The sequence below is a fragment of the Flavobacterium sp. WV_118_3 genome (assembly GCF_039778605.1).
In the GTDB taxonomy this organism is placed as follows: Bacteria; Bacteroidota; Bacteroidia; order Flavobacteriales; family Flavobacteriaceae; genus Flavobacterium.
In genome coordinates, this window is the sequence record NZ_CP156060.1 from 1,810,173 (window position 1) to 1,831,869 (window position 21,697).

Below are 21,697 nucleotides of genomic sequence, written 5' to 3' on the forward strand. Positions count from 1 at the left end.
AGATTTCATTTATGAGGAAAATTACTGCTGTAGTATTCATATTGGCATTTGTCTGTTCCTGTGGTGTCAAGCAAACCCAGAATATGCTGAGTGAAGGCGATTACGACGGGGCCATTGACCGGGCTATCGAAGGATTGCGAAACAATAAAAATGCAAAAGGAAAACAAGATTATGTGTACCTGCTGGAAGAAGCATTTGCCAAAGCCAAAGACCGTGATCTTCGCACCATTGAACTCCTTGTTAAAGATGCGAATCCTTCCAAACTGGAAAAATTATACAATACCTATTTGCAGCTCAACAACCGTCAGGAGCGTATTCGTCCGTTATTGCCACTCCGACTTATAAAAGAAAACCGGAATGCTATTTTTCCGTTTGACGATTATTCCGATCAGATTGTAAGCAGTAAAAATGCACTGGCCAAATTCCTGTACGACAATTCCAAAGCCTTAATGGCAACCAATAACAAACTAAATTACAGAAGAGCTTACGATGATTTCGCTTATCTGCTAACGCTGAGTCCTAACTTTAAAGACGTTACCAAATTAATGGACGAAGCCCAGTTTAAAGGAACCGACTTTGTAAATGTATACTCTAAAAACGAAACCAATATGGTAATTCCGGTTCGTCTGGAGTCGGATTTACTGGATTTCAGTACGCTTGGTCTGGACGATAAATGGACGGTTTACCATAGTAACCGTCAGAAAGGAGTCAACTACGATTATGGCCTGATTGTTAACTTCCGCGATATTAAAATCTCTCCGGAGCAAATCAAAGAGCGCCAGTTTATCAAAGAAAAACAAATCAAAGACGGTGTTAAAAATCTGGTTGATGCCAATGGTCGCGTGGTTCGCGACAGTTTGGGAAAACCCGTTAAAGTGGATAATTTCCGTACGATCCGAATTGATATTTATGAGTTTACACAGTTTAAAGCCTGTCAGGTAACGGCCAAAGTAGATTATATCGATTTTAAAACCAACCAACTGATCGATTCGTTTCCGTTGAGCAGTGAATATGTTTTCCAGAATATCTATGCCAACTATCAGGGCGATCGTCGTGCCTGCGATGATAACTATTTTAAATATTTCGACCGCAAACCGGTTCCGTTCCCGGGTAACGAACAAATGGTTTATGATACCGGTGAAGATCTGAAAGCAAAACTAAAAAACATCATCACCCGGAATAAATTCCGTCGCTAATATTGTTGAAAAACACCCTAAAAGCACTTCCAAAAGAAGTGCTTTTTTTATGCGCAGACCCCGTAAATATTAACAAGAAGTATAATATTAATTATTTGTTAATAAATATTTCGCATTTTGTACCATATAAATAGTAATTTTATGAAAATCAAATCTATACATTATGAAAAAAAACCTACTGTACATTTCGATGTTGTTTTTAGGCATCTGCGGGCATGCTCAGAAACTATCCGATTTTAATCGCGTAAACGTCGAGGGATTTTTTACTAATCCCGTAGTTTCGCCAGACGGAACACATGCCCTTTTAACCGGCGAGCATTTTAAAGGAATCTATCTTTTGGATCTGGCCAAAAATACGGTTCAAAAAATTTCCGATAAGGAAGGAAGCGGTTACGGTTATACCTGGGATCGCAACAACAGCACCTTTTATTTTAAAGAAAAAGGTGAAAAAGATTTCTTTTCGCAGTCAAAAGTGTACGCCTATGATGTGACGACTCAAAGACGCGAATTAAAAGACGATATCAACCACACATTTCTGCCATCCTACCAGGGTAAGGAAACTCCAGTTGTGGTTTACACCAATCTAATGACTTTAAAGATCGAAGCGAAAGATCTTGCTACTGAAAAAACCTGGGTGATCACCAACGATGAAGGGCAGTTTTACAATGCCATATTGTCTAACGATGGTAAAAAAGTGGCCGTTCACAACGGAGCCGATATTTTTGTTTACGATCTGAATGGGGAAAATAAACCCGTAAAAGTCGGAACCGGAATCGCCACCGGATGGTCGGCAGATGATCAATTCCTGTTAGGTTTTTTAGACGAAAGTGAAGACGGACATAGCGTGAGCAACTCCGAATTGTATTTGTTTGACACCAAAGCTTTCAAACCGCGAAAAATTACAAATACGGAGGTTTTTGCCGAAATGTTCCCTTCTTTCTACGGAAAAAACAAAGTATTGTTTACCGATGATAAAACCGGTAGAATTTTCACTTCTGAACTAAAAAACTAATGCTATGAAAAAAATAACTACACTCCTTTTTGCCCTGATATTAGGTTTCGCAGCAAATGCACAAATCATTGTTATCGACCCGGGACATGGCTATGGTGCCACAACCAGCGATAATCCCGATGGCCGGACCGCTACAGAAATTGAAACCTCACTGGAAGTCGGTTTACGAACCCGTAACCTCATCCAGGGGAGTTGTTCCTGGACCGTATATATGACCCGTACAACCAATCTGAACAGTTGGACTTCGGTAACGCAACGGGCAACCATGTCGAACAACTGGAATGCCGACCGTTTGTTAAGTATTCACTGTAATGCCGGTGGTGGAACCGGTACCGAAACCTTTTATTGTACCGCCGACGATACCAATACCGCTCCGGATATTGCTTTCGCTCAGAAAATCCAGACCGATATGGTATCCTACGGTTCCTGGGCCAACAGACGATGCGTGGAAGACAATAGCTTCCTGGCCTATCACCTGGGCGTATTGCGTTATTCCTCCGCTACGGGATGTTTAAATGAAATCGGTTTTGTCGACACTACAGCCGATGCTGCCAAACTAACCAGCTCTACCTGGAGGGATTCGTTTGCATCTGCTTATTTTAATGCCTTAAAATCGAATTTAGGGTTAACATGTAGTACCAGTGCTCCAGGTGCATTTACCTTAACCGCTACTCCGGAATGTAACGGAACCGCAACCCGCGTTCGACTAAACTGGACGGCTTCGGCCAATGCGACCAGTTATGATATCTATCGCAACGGGGCTTTATATGCCAGCAGTATTACCGGAACACAATACCTGAATACGGCAGTTACCTCCGGAACGGCTTATACCTACTACGTAAAAGCGAAAAATGCCGGAAGTACAACAACCAATAACTCTAACGGAACCTTGTCGGCTACACCACCGGCTTGTGGTGCTCCAGGTGCGTTTACGGTTACTTTAACACCAACTTGTAGCGGAACAACCAGCGCTATTAATGTGACGTGGACGGCTTCTGCCAATGCCACTACCTACGATATCTATCGTAACGGAAACTTATACGCTCCGGATGTTACCGGTACTTCGTTTTTAAATACCTATTTGATCAACGCTGGTTCGAGTTATACCTATTCGATGGTAGCAAAAAACAGCGCCGGATCAACCAGCAATTCCAACGGAACCCGTTCGGCTGTGGCCATTAGCTGTGGTGCCCGAATGGCTACGGAAAGTCCTGTAAATGGTTTTGAAAACCTACAATTATATCCGAATCCGTCTGATGGTTTTGTAAACTTATCGGTAGAAAATATCGCCGATCAGAAAGTGAACCTGATGTTGGTGGACACCAATGGTCGTATCGTATTGGAAAGCAACGTGATGCCAACGAATAATACGTTATCCGAGCAAATCGATATCCGCAACCTGGCAACAGGTATGTATATTTTAAAAATCACAACCGGAAATAAAGAATATATCCGAAAAGTCGTGAAAAAATAAAGAACCTTTGTAACAGTAAACCGGGATTAATCAGATGATTAATCCCGGTTTTTTTATTGTAGAAATCGTACAAAAACACTCATTTAAAGACAAAAAACAGCATTTTTATTATTTTTTTCAACTTATGTTATAATTTATATTACATTTGTCCCGATGAAATTAACGGCATTACATAGTAACCGTTCCCTACGGAAAAGCCTGTCCACTACTTCGCGGACAGTGCGGAGTCTATCCTAGTACCCGAGTTTTTCCTGTTGTTATTCATCTTCTATTTTTTCCCATTTTGGAAATAGCTATTGTTTTTACCGGCTTGATTAGCCTTATTATTTTAAGTATTATTTTAGGATTACCGTTTGCAATTCCTGCAACACGACGGTAAACACTGCCTTTTTCGAAACATCCCGACGGTTTCGACTTCTTTCTATATCCCTTTAGTTTTTATTGTTTATTAATATTTACCCATCATTGTAAAAGATGAATGTAATCATTGTTATTGCTCAAAAGGAGCATTATGTCTATGCGGCAGAGATTTGCGACACGATCGAAACCTCAGCCTTACAAAGAGGCACCGGTATTGCCAAAAGGACACCGGAATACATCCGTAAAAAGATCGACATGCAGGATGCTGTTATCGCACTCGAAAACGGAAAATTCGCCGGTTTTTGTTATATCGAAAGCTGGAGTCACGGCAAGTTTGTAGCCCATTCGGGCCTTATTGTTCATCCGGATTACCGTCACCTCGGACTGGCTAAAAAAATCAAAACGTTTGTTTTTGACTATTCGCAAAAAAAGTATCCCGAAGCTAAAATTTTTGGGATCACTACCGGTCTGGCCGTGATGAAAATCAATTCCGATTTAGGCTACCGGCCGGTACCGTTTTCCGAACTAACCGATGATCCGAGTTTTTGGAGTGGCTGCACAACCTGTTCGAATTTTGATATTCTGCAACGGAAGGAAAATAAAATGTGTCTTTGTACCGGAATGTTATACGATCCAAACGAAAAAAGAAAGCCAAAAGCAACCTATACCTTTAATCAAAAAGTGTTAAGCCGACTGAAAAATATCAAACTGGCACTTTTCTTAAAAAAATAAATACGATGACAGCACAACATACAGCCAAGGAAATCAAAAAAGTAGTTTTAGCCTATAGCGGCGGACTGGACACCTCTTTTTGCCTGAAATACCTACAGAACAAAGACTACCAGGTACATACCGTTTTGGTGAACACCGGTGGTTTTTCCGAAACCGAATTAGAAACCATCACGGCCCGTGCCTACGAATTGGGAAGTTTTCAGCATACCAATTGTAACATTATTGAGAAATATTATCAGAAAGCCATCAAATACCTCGTTTTCGGGAATGTGCTAAAAAACAATACCTATCCGCTTTCGGTAAGTGCCGAAAGGGTTTTTCAGGCATTGGAAATTGTCCGTTATGCTCAAAAAATCGGAGCCGATGCGATAGCCCACGGAAGTACCGGAGCCGGAAATGATCAAATCCGTTTTGATCTTATTTTTCAAACCATTGCTCCGGAAATTGAAATTATGACGCCAATCCGCGATCTGAAATTATCCCGCCAGGAAGAAGTCGATTATCTCGAAAAACAAGGTGTTTTCTACTCCTGGGAAAAGGCACAATATTCGATCAATAAAGGAATCTGGGGAACCAGTGTGGGCGGAAAGGAAACGTTAACCTCACATCTTCCGTTACCGGACGAAGCGTATCCGTCGCCACTACAAAAAACAACACCCGAAAAAGTCGTTCTTGAATTTGAAAAAGGGGAACTGGTAGCCCTAAACGGTGAGAAAGCCATTCCAACGACCAATATCACGAAACTGGAAAGTTTAGCCAGTGCTTTTGCGATTGGTCGCGACATTCATGTGGGTGATACGATTATCGGGATTAAAGGACGTGTCGGTTTTGAAGCCGCCGCTCCGCTAATCATTATCAAAGCACATCATTTGCTCGAAAAACATGTATTGACCAAATGGCAGCAATATTGGAAGGAACAACTGGGGAACTGGTATGGTATGCTTTTTCACGAAGGGCAATACCTCGATCCGGTGATGCGTAATATCGAAACGTTTCTAACCGATACGCAGCAAACCGTAAGCGGAACAGTTACCGTTACCCTAAAACCCTATCATTTTTCGCTCGATGGTATTGCATCCCAACACGATTTAATGAACACCGGATTTGGTCAGTATGGCGAAATGAACAATGCCTGGACGGCTACGGATGCAAAGGGTTTTATTAAAATCCTCGGAAATGCACCAACTATTTATTCACAGGTAAATGCCCTCGATTATGATTAAGACAGGTATTATTGGCGGTTCGGGCTATACCGCCGGAGAGTTATTACGTTTGCTCCAAAACCATCCCAAAGCAACAGTCGACTTTGTATATAGCACGACCAATGCCGGAAAATCCGTTACAGATGTGCATCAGGATTTGCTGGGCGATACGGATCTGCTCTTTACCGATACGATCAATCCCGAAGTAAATCTTGTTTTTCTTTGCTTAGGCCACGGTCAGTCGAAGGCTTTTCTGGAAAAACATCATTTTGCTCCCCATACGCGTATTATCGATCTGGGTAATGATTTTCGTTTACATCCCGATGCCGGTTCTTTTGTGTACGGCCTACCGGAACTAAACCGTAAAAAGATCAAAATGGCTCAGTTTGTAGCCAATCCAGGTTGCTTTGCTACTGCGATACAACTGGCATTAGTACCTTTAGCACAGGATCAGGAACTACAAAACAGTATTCATATTAACGCGACTACCGGTAGTACGGGTGCTGGTGTACAACCTTCCGGAACTACACATCACAGTTGGCGGACTAATAATATGTCGCATTACAAAGCTTTTGAACACCAGCATCTTGGCGAAATCCAACAAAGTCTGGACAAACTGCAACCCGGTTTTAATCAGGAGTTGCTGTTTATTCCAAACCGAGGGGATTTTAGTCGTGGGATTTTTGTGACCCTATATACCCAAACGGAGAAATCACTGGATGCTATTGTTGCCTTATACAAAACTTTTTATCAGGATCATCCTTTTGTGGTTGTTACTACCGACACCATTCATCTAAAACAGGTAGTGCAAACCAACAAATGTATCATCAGTCTGGAAAAAAAAGGAAAATACCTGTTAATCACTTCCATTATCGATAACCTGATAAAAGGTGCTTCGGGACAGGCGATACAAAATATGAACCTGATGTTTGGTCTGGACGAAAAAACCGGACTGCAACTAAAATCAGGCAGTTTTTAACCCCTTTAATTTTTTAACAATGTCTTTATTTAATGTTTATCCAATATACAACCTCACTCCTGTCCGCGCTTTAAACGCAACGGTATGGGATACTAACAACCAGGAATATCTTGATTTTTATGGGGGTCACGGTGTGATTTCCATTGGTCATTCGCATCCGGCCTATGTAAAAGCCATTACCGATCAGGTTGGAAAAATCGGTTTTTATTCCAATTCCATTCAAAACCCGATACAGGAACAATTGGCGCAAAAGCTGACTTCCCTATCCGGTTATCCCGACTATTCGCTGTTTTTGTGTAATTCCGGTGCCGAAGCCAACGAAAATGCCTTAAAACTGGCCTCCTTTCACAACGGAAAAGCAAAAGTTATTGCGTTTCAAAAAGCGTTTCACGGACGAACCTCTGCCGCTGTTGCGGTAACTGATAATCCATCGATCGTCGCGCCGCTGAACAGCAAACACGAGGTTGTTTTTCTTCCGTTAAACGACAGTGAGGCTGTTGCCCAGGAAATCGCCAAAGGAGATGTTTGTGCCGTGATTATCGAGGGAATTCAAGGCGTAGGCGGCTTGGACGAGGGAACTACGTCCTTTTTTCAGTTTTTACAACAGATCTGTAATACGAATAATGTTGTCCTGATTCTGGATGAAATCCAAAGTGGCTATGGCCGTTCCGGGTTGTTTTTCGCGCACCAGCATCATGCGATTCAGCCGGATATTATTTCGGTTGCCAAAGGAATGGGCAATGGTTTCCCTATCGGCGGAATTCTGATCCATCCAAAGTTTAAAGCATCCTACGGTTTACTGGGTACTACCTTCGGTGGGAATCACCTGGCCTGTGCGGCTGCTTTGTCGGTTTTGGAAACCATCGAACAGGAACAGCTGATCGCGAATGTCAATTTGATCCATGATTATTTTATAACGCAGATCCAACAAATTCCGGCGGTAAAAAAGATAAAAGGCAAAGGCCTGATGCTCGGATTGGAATTCGATTTTGACGTTAGTGAATTGCGTCAAAAACTGATTTACGAAGCCCATATTTTTACCGGAAATGCATCGCAGAAAAATCTGTTGCGCATTCTTCCTCCTTTATCCATCACCCAAAAACAGATCGATTTATTTGTAAACGGACTCGAAAAAGTCCTTACCCCCTTAAACTAAAATACCATGAAACATTTTACATCCGTAAACCATATAGACGATCTCGACGCGCTTTTATTACTGGCCAAACAGATCAAATCCGATCCTTATGCGCATAAAGCATTAGGTACCAATAAAACCATTGGGCTTTTATTTTTTAATCCAAGTCTGCGAACCCGATTGAGTACACAAAAAGCGGCGGCTAATCTGGGAATGAATTGTATCACCTTAAACCTGAATACCGAAAGCTGGAGTCTGGAATTTGAAGACGGAGCCGTGATGGATGGGACTAAATCCGAACACATCAAAGAAGCCGCACAGGTAGTTGCACAATACTGCGATATCATAGCTATCCGTAGTTTTCCTACACTAACCGATAAGGAAAAAGACGAAGCAGAATATGTGATCAACGCTTTTGTAAAAACGGTTTCCATTCCGGTGATCAGTCTCGAAGGCTCTTCGGAACATCCGCTACAGGCCGTAGCCGATATACTAACCATACAGGAATATAAAACCCGACAAAAACCAAAAGTCGTATTAACCTGGGCACCACATCCGAAAGCATTGCCGCATGCGGTTCCAAATTCGTTTGTCAAAATGATGCAAAAAGCCAATGTCGATTTTGTGATTACCCATCCGGAAGGCTATGAACTCAATTCCGAAATCACGCAAAACAGCACCATAGTGTACAATCAGGACAAGGCTTTTGAGAATGCCGATTTTATATATGCCAAAAACTGGAGCAATTACAACGATTACGGCGCAATTACCTCTCAGGATTTGTCGTGGATGGTAACCCCGGAAAAAATGGCGCTTACCAACCAGGCTAAGTTTATGCATTGTCTTCCGGTACGCCGTAACCAGATTGTGAGTGATGCGGTTTTGGATGGCGAAAATTCCATAGTGATTCCGCAGGCGAATAACAGAACCTATGCCACACAGGCAATACTGACTAAAATTTTACAGGATGAAAACAGCTAAACCGGAACTAACCCTTATTAAAATAGGCGGAAACATAATTGACGATCCGATTGCCTGGCAACAGGCGCTTACAGCTTTTTCACAATTAAAAGGGACCAAAATTCTGGTTCATGGCGGTGGTAAAGAAGCCAGTAAGATCGCAAAAGCATTAAACCTTGAAACGCAAATGGTAGATGGCCGACGTATTACCGATCAGCCGATGCTGGATGTCGTTGTAATGACCTACGCCGGGTTGATCAATAAACGAATGGTGGCACAACTCAACGCTTTGGATTGTCCGGCTTTTGGCTTTTCCGGAGCCGATGGCAATCTGATTCAATCGGAGAAAAGAACCGTTAAGGATATCGATTTTGGTTTTGTGGGCGATATCCGTCATATCAATGCCCCGCAACTCCTTTCGATTCTCAGTACAAAAGCGGTACCGGTATTTTGTGCCATCACACACGACGGAAAAGGTCAGTTGCTCAATACCAATGCCGATACCATTGCCGCGGAACTGGGCATTGCTTTGTCGGATACCTATTCGGTAAAAATCATCTATTGTTTTGAAAAACAAGGTGTATTGATTAATACCAACGACGAATCGTCTCTGATTCCATTACTAACAACATCGAAATACCGCGATCTGTTGGCTATTGGGGGTATTCATTCGGGAATGATTCCCAAACTCGATAATTGTTTCAGCGCATTGACAAAAGGCGTTGATCGCGTGATCATCGGAAACCTATCCACTTTAGAAAATCCAAATACATTATGTACCGTCATCCAGCTGTAACTATGAAAACGATAACCTCTTTAACCGCTGAAGCGATTCTTTTGCTAAAAAAGCTAATCGAAACACCCTCTTTTTCCGGAGAAGAAAACCAAACGGCTGTATTAATCGCCGACTGGTTCGAACAGCATGGCATTCCATATAATCGGGAAAATAATAACCTCTGGGCTTATAACCGTCACTTCGACTGTAGCAAGCCTACGTTATTGCTCAATTCCCATCACGATACCGTAAAACCCAATCAGGCCTATACGCTCGATCCGTTTACCGCTTTGGAAAAAGACGGAAAAATCTTCGGATTGGGCAGTAATGATGCCGGTGGTTGCCTTGTCGCCTTACTTGCCGCATTCGCTTATTTCTATCCGCAGGAAAACCTGTCGCATAATATCGTGATCGTGGCTTCGGCCGAAGAAGAAAGTAGCGGCCCGTATGGTCTGAATAGCGTACTACAACACCTTCCGGAACTGGATTGTGCCATTGTTGGTGAACCGACCGAAATGCAATTGGCTATAGCCGAAAAAGGACTTTTGGTACTGGATATAACCGTACACGGAACCGCCAGTCACGCAGCACATGACAACCCAAACAATCCGATTTATAATGCGTTAAACGTAATCGAATGGTTTCGGAACTATCGTTTTGAAAAAGTATCCGAAATACTTGGCCCGGTAAAAATGACCGTTACACAGGTCAATGCCGGAAAGCAACATAATGTTGTACCATCCGAATGCCAACTGGTAGTCGATATTCGTGTGAATGATCAGTATAGTAACCACGAAATTCTCGATACGGTTGTACAATCCGTAAACGCAACGGTAGAACCGCGTTCGATGCATCTGAATGCTTCTTCTATTGCGCCGGAACATCCATTAGTTCGATCGGGTGTCGCGTTGGGGCGTACGACCTACGGTTCGCCTACCCTTTCCGATCAATCGGTTTTAAGTTGTCCATCTTTAAAATTAGGACCCGGGAATTCGCTGCGTTCCCATACCGCCAATGAATTTATTTACCGCCATGAAATTGAAACAGGAATCGCTTTGTATATCGAAATCCTCAATGGCTTTTTAACGAAAAAAACAGAATAGTATGAAACTATGGGAAAAAGGGATCGCCACCGATCAGAAAATAGAAAACTTTACCGTTGGAAACGACCGTGAACTGGATCTGGTACTCGCCCGATACGATGTGTTGGCTTCGATTGCACATGCCAAAATGCTGGCCAAAACAGGTCTGTTAAAAGAACAGGAAGCCACCGATATCGTTCTGGCACTGGAAGATATCTTACAATATTGCAACAGTGGGAATTTTGCCATCAATACGGATTTTGAAGATGTACATTCCAAAATCGAATTTATGCTGATTGAAAAATTGGGCGTCACCGGGAAAAAAATCCATATGGCACGTTCCCGAAACGATCAGGTTTTGGTGGCCTTACATCTTTATTTGAAAACCGAAATCGGTGTGCTTAAAAACCTGATTACGGAATTATTTGAATTAATGCTTGTTCTGGCCGAAAAGCATCAGGACGTTTTATTACCGGGCTATACGCATATGCAAATCGCTATGCCATCGTCGTTTGGACTCTGGTTTTCCGCCTATGCCGAGAGTCTGATTGATGATATTATAATATTGAATGCCACATTAAAAGTGGTCGATCAAAATCCATTGGGCTCTGCGGCAGGTTATGGCAGTTCATTTCCTATCGACCGTATGCATACCACACAATCGCTAAAATTTTCGATGTTGAAATACAATGTTGTCGCCGCACAAATGAGCCGTGGCAAATCCGAAAAAACAGTCGCTTTTGCAATGAGTAGCATCGCAGCAACCTTATCGAAAATGGCAACCGATGCGTGCTTGTATCTGTGCCAGAATTTTGATTTTATCAGGCTTCCCGGTCATTTAACCACGGGGTCAAGCATTATGCCGCATAAAAAAAATCCGGATTTGTTTGAACTGATTCGCGGTAAATGCAATAAAATACAAAGTCTTCCTTACGAGCTGACGTTACTTACGAATAACCTGCCCAGTGGTTATCACAGGGAATTTCAGTTGCTAAAAGAAGGCTTATTTCCAGCTGTGGAAAATTTAAAATCCTGTTTGGAAATGACCTGTTATGCACTACAGAACATCGAAGTAAACACCTCCATTTTAAAGGATTCGAAATACAAACACCTTTTTACCGTTGATACACTGAACGAACTGGTAACCCGAGGCATTCCGTTTCGCGATGCGTATAAAATCGTAGCGGAACAAATTGAAAAAGGGACTTATAATGCCCCGGAAGCGATTTCTCATACCCACGAAGGCAGTATCAATAATTTGTGTCTGGATGAGATCCGTCAAAAAATGCAGGCGGTACTATAAATAAAAAGAGGTTCCGTTTGGAACCTCTTTTTTATTCGGCCCATCGTTTCAGATCGTCGGCCTGTATCGCGCTATGGGAAGCGTTATAAACCGCTTTTCCATCTTTGATCACTATAAGTTGCGGCGATTCGTGCTGTACGCCAAAACGCTCCGCTATCCCATTCGAAAGCGGTCGGTGTTCCAGTAAATCCAAAAAGTACACATCCAGCTCGTCGTCCAAAGCATATTCCCGTTCAAATTGTTTTAAAGCCATACGACTGATACTGCATCGGGTACTGTGTTTAAAAATAACCGCCGGTTTTTCGAAAGACTGTTCCGCAATTGCATCCAAAGTGGTTGTTTCTAAACGTTTCCAGTTCACTTTTGAAGGTACAGCCTCTTCCTGTCCTCCGAATATTTTATCTAAAAATCCCATTTCTGTCCGATTTTACGCCATTTTGGCATTTATTTTTTGTAAATTTAAGTGCTAAAACGCCAATTTGTCTTGTTTTTCACATTGGAACATAAATTGACTATTACCAATCAAAGTTAAAAAATAACTATCACAATCGACAAACAACATTTAAAAATATGAATTTTAATAACCTAACAATCAAATCTCAGGAAGCCCTGCAACAAGCGCAACAAATTGCGCAAGGTTCAGGCCATCAACAAATCGAGAACGAGCATATCTTTAAAGGTATCCTCGAAGTTGATGAGAATGTGGCACCATTCATTTTGAAAAAACTGAATGTGAATGTAAACCTGTTCAAACAAATTCTGGACAGTACGATTCAAAGTTTTCCTAAAGTAAGCGGAAGCGAATTGATGTTTTCCCGCGATGCCGGAACAACCTTAAACGAAGCCGCCAATATTGCCAAGAAAATGAACGACGAATATGTATCGATCGAACATTTATTATTGGCGATATTCAAATCGAAAAGCAAAGTGGCACAGATCTTAAAAGATCAGGGTGTGACCGAAAAAGGCCTTGAAAGTGCCATTAATGAAATCCGAAAAGGCGAACGGGTAACCTCAGCTTCGGCCGAAGAAACCTATAATGCCTTAAACAAATATGCGAAAAATCTGAACCAGCTGGCCAACGACGGCAAACTGGATCCTGTGATCGGTCGTGATGAAGAAATCCGCCGTGTATTACAGATTTTATCCCGTCGTACCAAAAACAATCCGATGCTGGTTGGAGAACCGGGTGTGGGTAAAACCGCCATCGCCGAAGGGCTGGCACACCGTATTGTTCAGGGAGACGTACCGGAAAACCTAAAAGACAAAGTAGTCTTTTCATTGGATATGGGTGCGTTGATTGCCGGAGCCAAATACAAAGGGGAATTCGAAGAACGTTTAAAATCGGTCGTAAAAGAAGTAACTTCTGCCGAAGGTGACATCGTATTATTTATTGATGAGATCCATACATTGGTTGGTGCCGGAGGTGGCGAAGGCGCGATGGATGCGGCTAACATTCTGAAACCGGCTTTAGCGCGTGGCGAATTACGAGCTATCGGAGCAACTACGCTGGACGAATATCAGAAATATTTTGAAAAAGATAAAGCGCTGGAACGTCGTTTCCAAAAAGTTATGGTGGACGAACCGGATACCGAAAGCGCGATTTCGATTCTGCGCGGTATCAAGGAAAAGTATGAAGCACATCATAAAGTGCGTATCAAAGACGATGCAATTATTGCCGCTGTGGAATTGTCGCAACGTTATATCACCAATCGTTTTCTTCCGGATAAGGCAATTGACTTAATGGATGAAGCGGCTTCCAAATTGCGTATGGAAATCAACTCCAAACCGGAAGAACTGGATGTTTTGGATCGTAAAATCATGCAGCTTGAAATCGAAATAGAAGCGATTAAACGTGAAAACGACGAAAACAAGCTTAAGATCTTAGGTCTTGATCTGGCCAACCTGAAAGAAGAACGCAACGAGATTTTTGCCAAATGGAAATCGGAAAAAGATGTTGTAGACAATATTCAGGCGACCAAACAGGAAATTGAAGACCTGAAATTACAGGCCGAACGCGCCGAACGTGATGGTGATTACGGTAAAGTAGCCGAAATCCGTTACGGAAAAAGCAAAGAAGCACAGGAACGTCTGGACGCCTTGCAAAAACAATTACAGGAAAACCAATCCGGTCATTCGTTGATCAAGGAAGAGGTTACCCATGACGATATCGCAGAAGTTGTCGCCAAATGGACCGGTGTTCCGGTAACCAAAATGCTGCAAAGCGAACGCGAAAAATTATTAAAACTGGAAGACGAATTACACCACAGAGTGGTTGGACAGGAAGAAGCCATACAGGCGATTAGTGATGCCGTACGCCGTAGTCGTGCCGGTTTACAGGATTCCCGTAAACCGATCGGTTCGTTCCTGTTCCTGGGTACCACCGGTGTAGGGAAAACCGAATTGGCAAAAGCTCTGGCCGAATACCTGTTTGACGATGAAAATGCGATGACACGCATCGATATGAGTGAATATCAGGAACGTCATAGTGTGAGCCGACTGGTTGGTGCGCCTCCGGGATATGTAGGTTATGACGAAGGTGGACAGTTGACGGAAGCCGTTCGAAGAAAGCCGTATTCCGTAGTCTTATTGGATGAAATTGAAAAAGCCCATCCGGATACGTTTAACATCCTGTTACAGGTATTGGACGAAGGACGTTTAACGGACAACAAGGGTCGTCTGGCTGATTTTAGAAATACGATTATCATCATGACCTCCAATATGGGTAGTCATATCATACAGGAGAAATTCGAGAATCTGAAAGGAAGTATCGAAGCGGCAACCGAAGCGGCCAAAGTAGAAGTGCTTGGTTTACTAAAACAAACCGTTCGTCCGGAATTTATTAACCGTATTGATGAGATCGTGATGTTTACACCGTTGAGTTCGGCAAACATCCGTGAAATCGTAGGATTACAGTTAAAAAGCGTGATCAAAATGCTGGCACAACAGCATATTACGATGGATGCCACACCGGAAGCAATCGATTATCTGGCGCAAAAAGGATACGATCCGCACTTTGGTGCACGTCCGGTAAAACGGGTGATCCAACGGGAAGTGCTAAACGAATTGTCCAAGGAAATTCTTTCCGGTAAAGTAGCCACCGATAGTATCGTGTTACTGGACAGTTTCGACGGCCAATTGGTTTTCCGCAATCAGGCGATAACCGATTCACAATAAAAAATAGCCGTAGTAACGGATCACAGTATAGAATAATTTGGTTTTCATAATACCCGAAAGGGTTGGTTTTTGGTTGAAAACACCGGTTCCGTAAAAAGACCGGTGTTTTTTTATTCGCTAAAGTTTTATAAATTGTCTTACTTTTCCAACGATATGACACTAAGCAGCAGCGCCCAAAACTATCTAAACACACTCGACCGGAATCCGGATTGGATCTGTCCGGCGACAGCGACTCAAAAATATCTTTCCCGCTATCGACTGGAAAACAGTGATCGACTGTACGAGATACAACAGAATTACTCCGGGTATACTTTTTCTCCCGATCTAAATTCTGATTATGCCGTTCGGTTGTATTTTTTATCGGATGCCATAACGGCCAAAAATCAAAAAATCTACTATACCACCATCGACGGTAAAGCCGCTTTTTCGATGGATAACAGTAAATCCGATCCGTATTATTTGCTTACGGAAGACGGTGGAATTTATTATTGGGATGATGCGGTGAATCAGTATTTCTGTGTCTACGAATCCATTGAAATTATGATTGAGGTATATGCTTTGGAGCGTCAATACCGACATCATTCGTCTTTTCCGACCAAAGAGCTGGCGGCCGAAAACATCAAGGCGATTAAGGATCACCTGAACCGACACTATACTTTTGTTCCGGAATGTTCCGATACCTATCAATACTACTGGCAAACCGATTATGATCTGATCCGTATTCTTTATAACGATTACGACAAAGAATATTCTCTTATGATCAATAGTGTTAGTCCTTATAATTTCCAATTGATTCTAGACGGACTCAAACGGGATAATCTGTATCTTTGATCCTCATTTCCGCTTACTATGATGCGCCTTCTTTCCGTTTTCCTCTTTTTAAATATATGCTTTTGTTATTCGCAAAAGAATAGTCTTGACATTCGTCCGGTCAATCGTTTTACCAATCTGAAATACCTTGCCGTTCAGGGAGAAAAAATACAGGAGTTTAGCTATTCGGAATCGGTAATTCGCGCTGAAAAAAATCATTATGCCATTGCGATGACCATTCACGGTCACCAACGTAAGTTTACATTCCCATTTACCCGTGAAGACCTAAAAGGAAAAGAGAGTCTTAATACCGGTCTAACGGATGCCTTTTACGCCGAAAAGATAACCTATCATCTCGACGACAAGGAATATATTTTATACAAACATATCGATTACAATTGTTATGATCCGTTGTGTGGTAACAAGCACAATCATCAAACCATGGTTACCGGAATCCGCTATTTTAGTCCGGATTACGGATTACTCTTTATCAGTCAGAACAACAATATGACCCTGGAAATCCTGACCCGTATCAACGGAAAAGAAGCACCAAAAGATTTGATCATCGCTATTTTAAAAGACAATCAGGTTGATAATCGTATTATTAAAGAATATAAAAAGGCGAAATAGCAATCGATTACTGTCGTAGGTAATCCAGTCCTTTACGATACCCGTCCATAATTGACTTAAACAATTCACCACTAGTTGGTGGTGTTAACACAATTGCATCCGCGCCCGAAGTAATCGCACTCTGAATACTTTCCAGACTCTTTCCGCCGGTTGCCATAATCGGATAACCCGGAACCGCATAACTGATTTGCTCCAGAATCTTAGCGGTATTTTTTCCACCGGTGATATGAAAAACATCCACTCCGGCATCCACCCGATCCTGAAAGGAAAAATCGGCTACCGAAACACTGGAAATAATGGGAATTGTAATCTTTTTCCGGATCACGTTGAGGTCTTTGTTTTTAAACGGCTGGTTTACGATTATCGCCGCAGCGCCCAAGGCTTCCGCCTGTATAGCCATTTCCATTGCCACCTTCCCTTGCGTAAGCCCCCCGCCTACTCCACATATTACCGGTTTATCGGAAAAATCAATTAATGCCTTCATAATTTTCGGAGAAGGGGCAAATGGATAAACAGCCAATATTGCATCGGCATCATTGTTTTCAATAATCGCCATATCGGTCGAAAACAGTAATGATTTCACGTTTTTTCCGCCTAACATAATGCCGTTACAATCTTCACTGATCATCTTAGGAGTGGTCAGTGGTTTTGGGGTAGCTTTTGGTCGCCTGAAAAGCCGCTGAAAAAAAGAGAGGGCTTTGGTTTCCCCTTTCCAAATGGACATTATGTTAAGTTCGTGCTTCATTTCAATACTTTTAACACGGTAAAATTACAATCGTCAGGAACCGAAAAAGGCTCCCTTGGAAAAACCATATCCGATTCTGTAATATGACGTTAAAAAAATGTAGTAAAACAGAAATGTGCCCGGCTATCGGCACGGTATAATTCCGAAGAATTGAAAGGTCATTAAATTATTATAACGTTACTACAGAATGGTTTCGTATAAATTTTAGCAACATCTTAACATTATAACAGTTAGTCATTAATTTTTATAAAAACATCTTTTTAAACTAAAAAAATGTTAATCCGGGTTTTTCCCCGTTTTTTTATCACAGGATAATGGTAATTTTGTATGACTTTCCACCTTAATTACAACTCGGTATGACTTCGAAACTATATTCCCTCCTGTTTTTACTCCTCGCAACAGTAGCACTGAATGCGCAAGGCGTACGCTTTGAATCCGGTTTGGCAACCGCTCTTGAAAAAGCTAAAAAAGAAAACAAACCGCTGTTTATTGAATATTACAATGAAAACTGCTCGGTTTGTAAAACCCTGGATCCGGTATTTGAAGACGCCACTATGGGGGATTTTTACAATACTCATTTTGTAAATTACAGAATCAATACCGAAAACATTAAAAAAGAAGACAGTTTGTATATCGCACAGTCCAAACTAAAACTGGAAAGTGTACCGTATTTTTTGTTTTTTGATACCGATAACACGCTGATACATTGTTCCGGAGCAAAAGCCGATGTCGGTTATCTCGTCAATACGGTTGGCAAAACCGCTTTGGATCCGGTGGAAAGAACCGCTAATCTGGCTAAAAAATACGTTTCGGGCGACAAAAGCATTCGTACGTTATATGCCTATTCCACGCTGGTACAATTGTATAAAGACGATCGTATGGCCAATCGTGTTGCCAACGACCTGTACGATGCTTTCCCGAAAGACCAGCTGGGAACGCAAAAAAGTTATACGATACTAAAAAACTGTGTCTTTTCCATCGATAACGGATTTTTCACCTATTGGGTCAATAATACCGATAAATTAAAAGGTTTTGAAACCGGTTCCAAAGCCGGTAATGAGATCAAAGTACTACAGGATATTTTGCTAAAAACGATCAACAGTGATGCTAAAAACAGTTGGAATCTCGCTAAAATCAAATCGGTTAAAGAACTGATCGAAAAAACCGGATTAAGTACCAATCCGGATGCTTATCTATGGCAACAGGAAGCGGCTGTTCTGGTAAAAGACGGTCGTGAAACGGAAGCACTGGCGCTTTTTAATAAGATGATCGAAAACGAAACCATAGCTGGTGCGACCTATATCATTAACCAGTTTCTGGATATCGTAAAAGATAAAAATAGTATTGCCGTAATCAAATCTAAAATTGATGCGTTACACAATATGGCAAAAGACAATGATGATAAAGCCGATATGTTCTATACCGAACTGCGCTATTTTAAAAAAATAAACAACCAGGATGCGTTTAAAAAACTATTGGAAAAAGCCACTGCTTTTTATAAAACCAATCAAATGGATATGGTCCGTTTAACCGAATTTAAAGGGAATTAAACAAAATAAGCAGGAAAAATTTACCGTTCTCGATCTGTAAATTTTTTTCCTGCTTCTCTATAGTACTCCATATTATGTTTTCCCCCGTCAGAACGACTATAAGAAAAATGGATTACTTTTTACATACATTGATAACACTGGCTACCAATTGTTTGTTTTCCTCTTTTTCATTTTTTAAAAGCATCGATTTTAGGATATAAACGACAATAATTCCCGGAATAGCCATGATTAATGCGGATAAAGCGGTTGCTATTTTCTGACCCGGTAAAGCTGCAAATGGCCCTATATGATTGTACCCTAAATAAGCACCAATAGCCATAAAAGAAAATAACCCTCCATACAATATTCTTGATCCCATTTTAGAGGATTCGTCAACGCTTAATGTAAGAACTTCCGGGTTTGTTTTTACCCATTTTATAGTAACTGCTGCTCCAACTTTATCGCCTTTTCTGATTTTGATTTCATGCGACCAATCTTTACCCAACTCACCAAACGCGTCTGCCGTAACCGAGTGCGTACTTCCAAATTGATTTTTAAGTTTCGTCATTAAATTGGTGGCCTCATTTTTTAAATTTGTTTCTCTGGTACCAGTACCTTCCAAGGTGTAAACGATTTGTTTTTCTTCCATGTTTGTACGTTTTATAATATTGTTTTTTGGTTTTAGTTTAATTTTAATTAGATTTGAAAATATCCCTAAATTGTGAATTTTCAATATCCAGCGGTGAAGATATTCAATTTTGATTAATTTTAAATTATTAAACTGACAAAAAAAAGATAATTTTACATAATTTTCGTTATAATTTTAAATTATCTAAACAAACATCAACTACTCTTTTTCAAAATAGTGTAAGGCCTCCCGCTTAAACAAGGATATTTCAGACGAAATCTAAAGCTTATTAATCGCCTTAAAAATATCCTGACAAAAAAAACAACTCAAAAGACAATTATTTATATTTTTGGCAATACTTAACCTAAAATATAAATGGAATCCCAAAAAATTAAACATTTATTATCCTTTCCTGTAATTGTAGCCGCTTTGGGCTATTTTGTCGACATTTACGATTTACTCCTTTTCGGCATTGTTCGTATTCCCAGTTTAAAAACCCTTGGTCTTGATGTGGATACCGACGGTACGATGATTCTGAATTTCCAGATGGTCGGACTGTTGTTAGGGGGGATACTCTGGGGCATGTTAGGCGACAAAAAAGGTCGGCTTTCGGTACTTTTCGGTTCCATACTCGTCTATTCCGTGGCTAATATTTTGTGCGGTTTCCTTCCGTTTCTCCCTTTTAACGACAAAGCAATGACCTATGCCATTCTGCGTTTTATTGCGGGTGTCGGACTTGCGGGCGAATTGGGCGCCGGAATCACATTGGTTTCGGAATCATTACCCAAAGAATTACGGGCGATCGGCACTTCCATTGTGGCCGGTTTCGGGCTTTTAGGTGCCGTAGTGGCGCAACTTACGGTAGAACTGGCCGGCGACTGGACCTATGCCTATTTTATTGGTGGTTCGTTAGGACTGTTCCTGCTTTTTTTACGCGTAGGCGTCATGGAATCCGGGCTGTATAAAGACCTTCGGGATACCGATATTCAAAAAGGAAATTTCCTTAGTTTTTTTACCAATCGCAACCGTTTTATAAAATATCTGAAATGTATTTCCATTGGATTACCCACCTGGTTTTGCGTGGGGATACTGGCGGTAATGGGGAATCAGTTTGCGCCTTCGTTCGGGATTGGGGAAATTGAACCCGGTAAAGCGATTATGTGGGCGTATGTTGGGATTTCCGTAGGCGACTTTGCCAGCGGACTCATTTCGCAATTGTTGCGTTCACGGAAAAAGGCGATCTTATATATGATGCTTTTTACGATTGTAGGAATTGTATTGATGCTATACGGCGGAACACGATCGGAGCAAATGTATTACTTTTATTGTGCCTGGCTCGGATTGGGAACCGGTTATTGGGCGATGTTTGTAACGGTGGGCGCTGAACAGTTTGGAACCAATATCCGTAGTACAGCTGCAACAACAATCCCGAATATGGTTCGCGGTTTACTTCCGGTGATGTTAATCGCTTTTGATCATTTAAAAGTCCATAACGGGGTGATTGTTTCTGCCTCTATAGTCGGATTGATTGTATTTGCTTTGGCTATTTATTCGACGCTTACGATTGCCGAAACCCATAATAAAGATCTGGATTATACCGAATAAAAAGGCGCCCCGAGAGGCGCTTTTCATTTTGTTACTTTTTTTTCATTTCATCTTTCATTTCTGCTTTGGCTTTTTTACCTTCAGCTTTCATCTCAGCTTTGGCTTCTTTGCCTTCGGCTTTCATTTCCGCTTTCGCTTTTTTGCCTTCGTGCTTCATTTCTTTTTTAGCAGCATCAGTCTCTTTTTTCATTTCTTTTTTTACTTCCTGAGCCGACATTGCCATAGTGAACATTAAGGCCATAGCCAAATAAACTACTTTTTTCATACTGTTTGTTTTTATTGATTAACGAGTATAAATGTAACGGGTATTTTTGTTAAAAAAATATTAAAAATTAAATTATTTAATACTCACGAATAAAAAAA

The 21,697-nt window shown here is 41.4% G+C and carries 20 protein-coding genes; 16 read left to right on the top strand and 4 right to left on the bottom strand.

Translation table 11 applies throughout. The annotated features are described in order from the left end of the window. Positions 1–11: 11 nt before the first annotated feature. The 11 genes from ABFU83_RS08415 to argH all read left to right on the top strand — a co-directional run bounded on the left by ABFU83_RS08415 (position 12) and on the right by argH (position 12,210). A complete protein-coding gene (locus tag ABFU83_RS08415) occupies positions 12–1,196 on the top strand; it encodes a hypothetical protein (RefSeq protein ID WP_347070075.1) in 1,185 nt (394 codons plus the stop codon). Positions 1,197–1,359: 163 nt separating this feature from the next. Then, positions 1,360–2,208, top strand: coding sequence for a hypothetical protein (locus tag ABFU83_RS08420; RefSeq protein ID WP_347070076.1), 849 nt, complete (start codon positions 1,360–1,362; stop codon positions 2,206–2,208). Between the two features lie 4 nt (positions 2,209–2,212). Next, complete coding sequence (locus ABFU83_RS08425; protein WP_347070077.1) at positions 2,213–3,682, top strand: N-acetylmuramoyl-L-alanine amidase; 1,470 nt, start codon at positions 2,213–2,215, stop codon at positions 3,680–3,682. Between the two features lie 474 nt (positions 3,683–4,156). Next, complete coding sequence (locus tag ABFU83_RS08430; protein WP_347070078.1) at positions 4,157–4,774, top strand: GNAT family N-acetyltransferase; 618 nt, start codon at positions 4,157–4,159, stop codon at positions 4,772–4,774. 32 nt (positions 4,775–4,806) lie between these two features. Next, positions 4,807–5,997 carry an argininosuccinate synthase domain-containing protein gene (locus tag ABFU83_RS08435; RefSeq protein ID WP_347070204.1) on the top strand — a complete coding sequence of 397 codons (1,191 nt, stop codon included), beginning with the start codon at positions 4,807–4,809 and terminating at the stop codon, positions 5,995–5,997. After that, positions 5,990–6,955, top strand: coding sequence for an N-acetyl-gamma-glutamyl-phosphate reductase (gene argC / locus ABFU83_RS08440; protein ID WP_347070079.1), 966 nt, complete (start codon positions 5,990–5,992; stop codon positions 6,953–6,955). The genes ABFU83_RS08435 and argC overlap by 8 nt, the downstream gene beginning before the upstream one ends. A 19-nt stretch (positions 6,956–6,974) precedes the next feature. Next, positions 6,975–8,111 (top strand): aminotransferase class III-fold pyridoxal phosphate-dependent enzyme, encoded by a 1,137-nt coding sequence (locus ABFU83_RS08445; protein WP_347070080.1) that lies wholly within the window; start codon positions 6,975–6,977, stop codon positions 8,109–8,111. Between the two features lie 6 nt (positions 8,112–8,117). After that, positions 8,118–9,071 (top strand): N-acetylornithine carbamoyltransferase, encoded by a 954-nt coding sequence (locus tag ABFU83_RS08450; RefSeq protein WP_347070081.1) that lies wholly within the window; start codon positions 8,118–8,120, stop codon positions 9,069–9,071. Continuing rightward, the gene (gene argB, locus ABFU83_RS08455; RefSeq protein WP_347070082.1) at positions 9,058–9,846 is read left to right on the top strand and encodes an acetylglutamate kinase; all 789 of its coding nucleotides are present in this window, start codon (positions 9,058–9,060) and stop codon (positions 9,844–9,846) included. Before ABFU83_RS08450 ends, argB begins: the two co-directional genes overlap by 14 nt. 2 nt (positions 9,847–9,848) lie before the next feature. Next, positions 9,849–10,928, top strand: coding sequence for a M20 family metallo-hydrolase (locus ABFU83_RS08460; protein ID WP_347070083.1), 1,080 nt, complete (start codon positions 9,849–9,851; stop codon positions 10,926–10,928). Between the two features lies 1 nt (position 10,929). Beyond that, positions 10,930–12,210 carry an argininosuccinate lyase gene (gene argH / locus ABFU83_RS08465; protein WP_347070084.1) on the top strand — a complete coding sequence of 427 codons (1,281 nt, stop codon included), beginning with the start codon at positions 10,930–10,932 and terminating at the stop codon, positions 12,208–12,210. Positions 12,211–12,241: 31 nt separating this feature from the next. Here the strand turns inward: argH and ytxJ are convergent, their stop codons facing one another. Continuing rightward, positions 12,242–12,625, bottom strand: coding sequence for a bacillithiol system redox-active protein YtxJ (gene ytxJ / locus ABFU83_RS08470; protein ID WP_347070085.1), 384 nt, complete (start codon positions 12,623–12,625; stop codon positions 12,242–12,244). A gap of 155 nt (positions 12,626–12,780) precedes the next feature. Between ytxJ and clpB the strand changes: the two genes are divergently transcribed. The 3 genes from clpB (at position 12,781) to ABFU83_RS08485 (ending at position 16,827) form a co-directional block, all read left to right on the top strand. Beyond that, complete coding sequence (clpB, locus tag ABFU83_RS08475) at positions 12,781–15,387, top strand: ATP-dependent chaperone ClpB (protein WP_347070086.1); 2,607 nt, start codon at positions 12,781–12,783, stop codon at positions 15,385–15,387. 132 nt (positions 15,388–15,519) lie between these two features. Continuing rightward, positions 15,520–16,218, top strand: a complete 699-nt coding sequence (locus ABFU83_RS08480; protein ID WP_347070087.1) for a hypothetical protein — start codon at positions 15,520–15,522, stop codon at positions 16,216–16,218. An 18-nt stretch (positions 16,219–16,236) separates the two neighbouring features. Next, on the top strand, positions 16,237–16,827 hold the full coding sequence (locus tag ABFU83_RS08485) for a hypothetical protein (RefSeq protein ID WP_347070088.1): 591 nt from the start codon (positions 16,237–16,239) through the stop codon (positions 16,825–16,827). 7 nt (positions 16,828–16,834) lie between these two features. Here the strand turns inward: ABFU83_RS08485 and ABFU83_RS08490 are convergent, their stop codons facing one another. Next, positions 16,835–17,572, bottom strand: coding sequence for a hypothetical protein (locus ABFU83_RS08490; RefSeq protein WP_347070089.1), 738 nt, complete (start codon positions 17,570–17,572; stop codon positions 16,835–16,837). Positions 17,573–17,928: 356 nt separating this feature from the next. Here ABFU83_RS08490 and ABFU83_RS08495 point away from each other — a divergent pair, with 356 nt between their 5' ends. Next, entirely contained in the window at positions 17,929–19,122 is a 1,194-nt protein-coding gene (locus ABFU83_RS08495) for a thioredoxin family protein (protein ID WP_347070090.1), read from the top strand. 112 nt (positions 19,123–19,234) lie between these two features. Here the strand turns inward: ABFU83_RS08495 and ABFU83_RS08500 are convergent, their stop codons facing one another. Next, positions 19,235–19,750 carry a hypothetical protein gene (locus ABFU83_RS08500; RefSeq protein WP_347070091.1) on the bottom strand — a complete coding sequence of 172 codons (516 nt, stop codon included), beginning with the start codon at positions 19,748–19,750 and terminating at the stop codon, positions 19,235–19,237. A 354-nt stretch (positions 19,751–20,104) separates the two neighbouring features. Here ABFU83_RS08500 and ABFU83_RS08505 point away from each other — a divergent pair, with 354 nt between their 5' ends. Further along, complete coding sequence (locus tag ABFU83_RS08505; RefSeq protein WP_347070092.1) at positions 20,105–21,334, top strand: MFS transporter; 1,230 nt, start codon at positions 20,105–20,107, stop codon at positions 21,332–21,334. A gap of 31 nt (positions 21,335–21,365) precedes the next feature. On the opposite strand, the gene ABFU83_RS08510 is transcribed toward ABFU83_RS08505, so the two are convergent. Next, positions 21,366–21,599: a hypothetical protein gene (locus tag ABFU83_RS08510; protein ID WP_347070093.1), complete on the bottom strand. Its 234-nt coding sequence runs from the start codon at positions 21,597–21,599 to the stop codon at positions 21,366–21,368. Between the last annotated feature and the right edge of the window lie 98 nt (positions 21,600–21,697).

What these genes read in the sequence shown, in the direction of transcription:
- ABFU83_RS08415 (WP_347070075.1), top strand. Translation starts at nt 12, where the DNA reads ATGAGGAAAATTACTGCTGTAGTATTCATATTGGCATTTGTCTGTTCC.
- ABFU83_RS08420 (WP_347070076.1), top strand. Translation starts at nt 1,360, where the DNA reads ATGAAAAAAAACCTACTGTACATTTCGATGTTGTTTTTAGGCATCTGC.
- ABFU83_RS08425 (WP_347070077.1), top strand. Translation starts at nt 2,213, where the DNA reads ATGAAAAAAATAACTACACTCCTTTTTGCCCTGATATTAGGTTTCGCA.
- ABFU83_RS08430 (WP_347070078.1), top strand. Translation starts at nt 4,157, where the DNA reads ATGAATGTAATCATTGTTATTGCTCAAAAGGAGCATTATGTCTATGCG.
- argC (WP_347070079.1), top strand. Translation starts at nt 5,990, where the DNA reads ATGATTAAGACAGGTATTATTGGCGGTTCGGGCTATACCGCCGGAGAG.
- ABFU83_RS08445 (WP_347070080.1), top strand. Translation starts at nt 6,975, where the DNA reads ATGTCTTTATTTAATGTTTATCCAATATACAACCTCACTCCTGTCCGC.
- ABFU83_RS08450 (WP_347070081.1), top strand. Translation starts at nt 8,118, where the DNA reads ATGAAACATTTTACATCCGTAAACCATATAGACGATCTCGACGCGCTT.
- argB (WP_347070082.1), top strand. Translation starts at nt 9,058, where the DNA reads ATGAAAACAGCTAAACCGGAACTAACCCTTATTAAAATAGGCGGAAAC.
- ABFU83_RS08460 (WP_347070083.1), top strand. Translation starts at nt 9,849, where the DNA reads ATGAAAACGATAACCTCTTTAACCGCTGAAGCGATTCTTTTGCTAAAA.
- argH (WP_347070084.1), top strand. Translation starts at nt 10,930, where the DNA reads ATGAAACTATGGGAAAAAGGGATCGCCACCGATCAGAAAATAGAAAAC.
- ytxJ (WP_347070085.1), bottom strand. Translation starts at nt 12,625, where the DNA reads ATGGGATTTTTAGATAAAATATTCGGAGGACAGGAAGAGGCTGTACCT.
- clpB (WP_347070086.1), top strand. Translation starts at nt 12,781, where the DNA reads ATGAATTTTAATAACCTAACAATCAAATCTCAGGAAGCCCTGCAACAA.
- ABFU83_RS08485 (WP_347070088.1), top strand. Translation starts at nt 16,237, where the DNA reads ATGATGCGCCTTCTTTCCGTTTTCCTCTTTTTAAATATATGCTTTTGT.
- ABFU83_RS08490 (WP_347070089.1), bottom strand. Translation starts at nt 17,572, where the DNA reads ATGAAGCACGAACTTAACATAATGTCCATTTGGAAAGGGGAAACCAAA.
- ABFU83_RS08495 (WP_347070090.1), top strand. Translation starts at nt 17,929, where the DNA reads ATGACTTCGAAACTATATTCCCTCCTGTTTTTACTCCTCGCAACAGTA.
- ABFU83_RS08500 (WP_347070091.1), bottom strand. Translation starts at nt 19,750, where the DNA reads ATGGAAGAAAAACAAATCGTTTACACCTTGGAAGGTACTGGTACCAGA.
- ABFU83_RS08505 (WP_347070092.1), top strand. Translation starts at nt 20,105, where the DNA reads ATGGAATCCCAAAAAATTAAACATTTATTATCCTTTCCTGTAATTGTA.
- ABFU83_RS08510 (WP_347070093.1), bottom strand. Translation starts at nt 21,599, where the DNA reads ATGAAAAAAGTAGTTTATTTGGCTATGGCCTTAATGTTCACTATGGCA.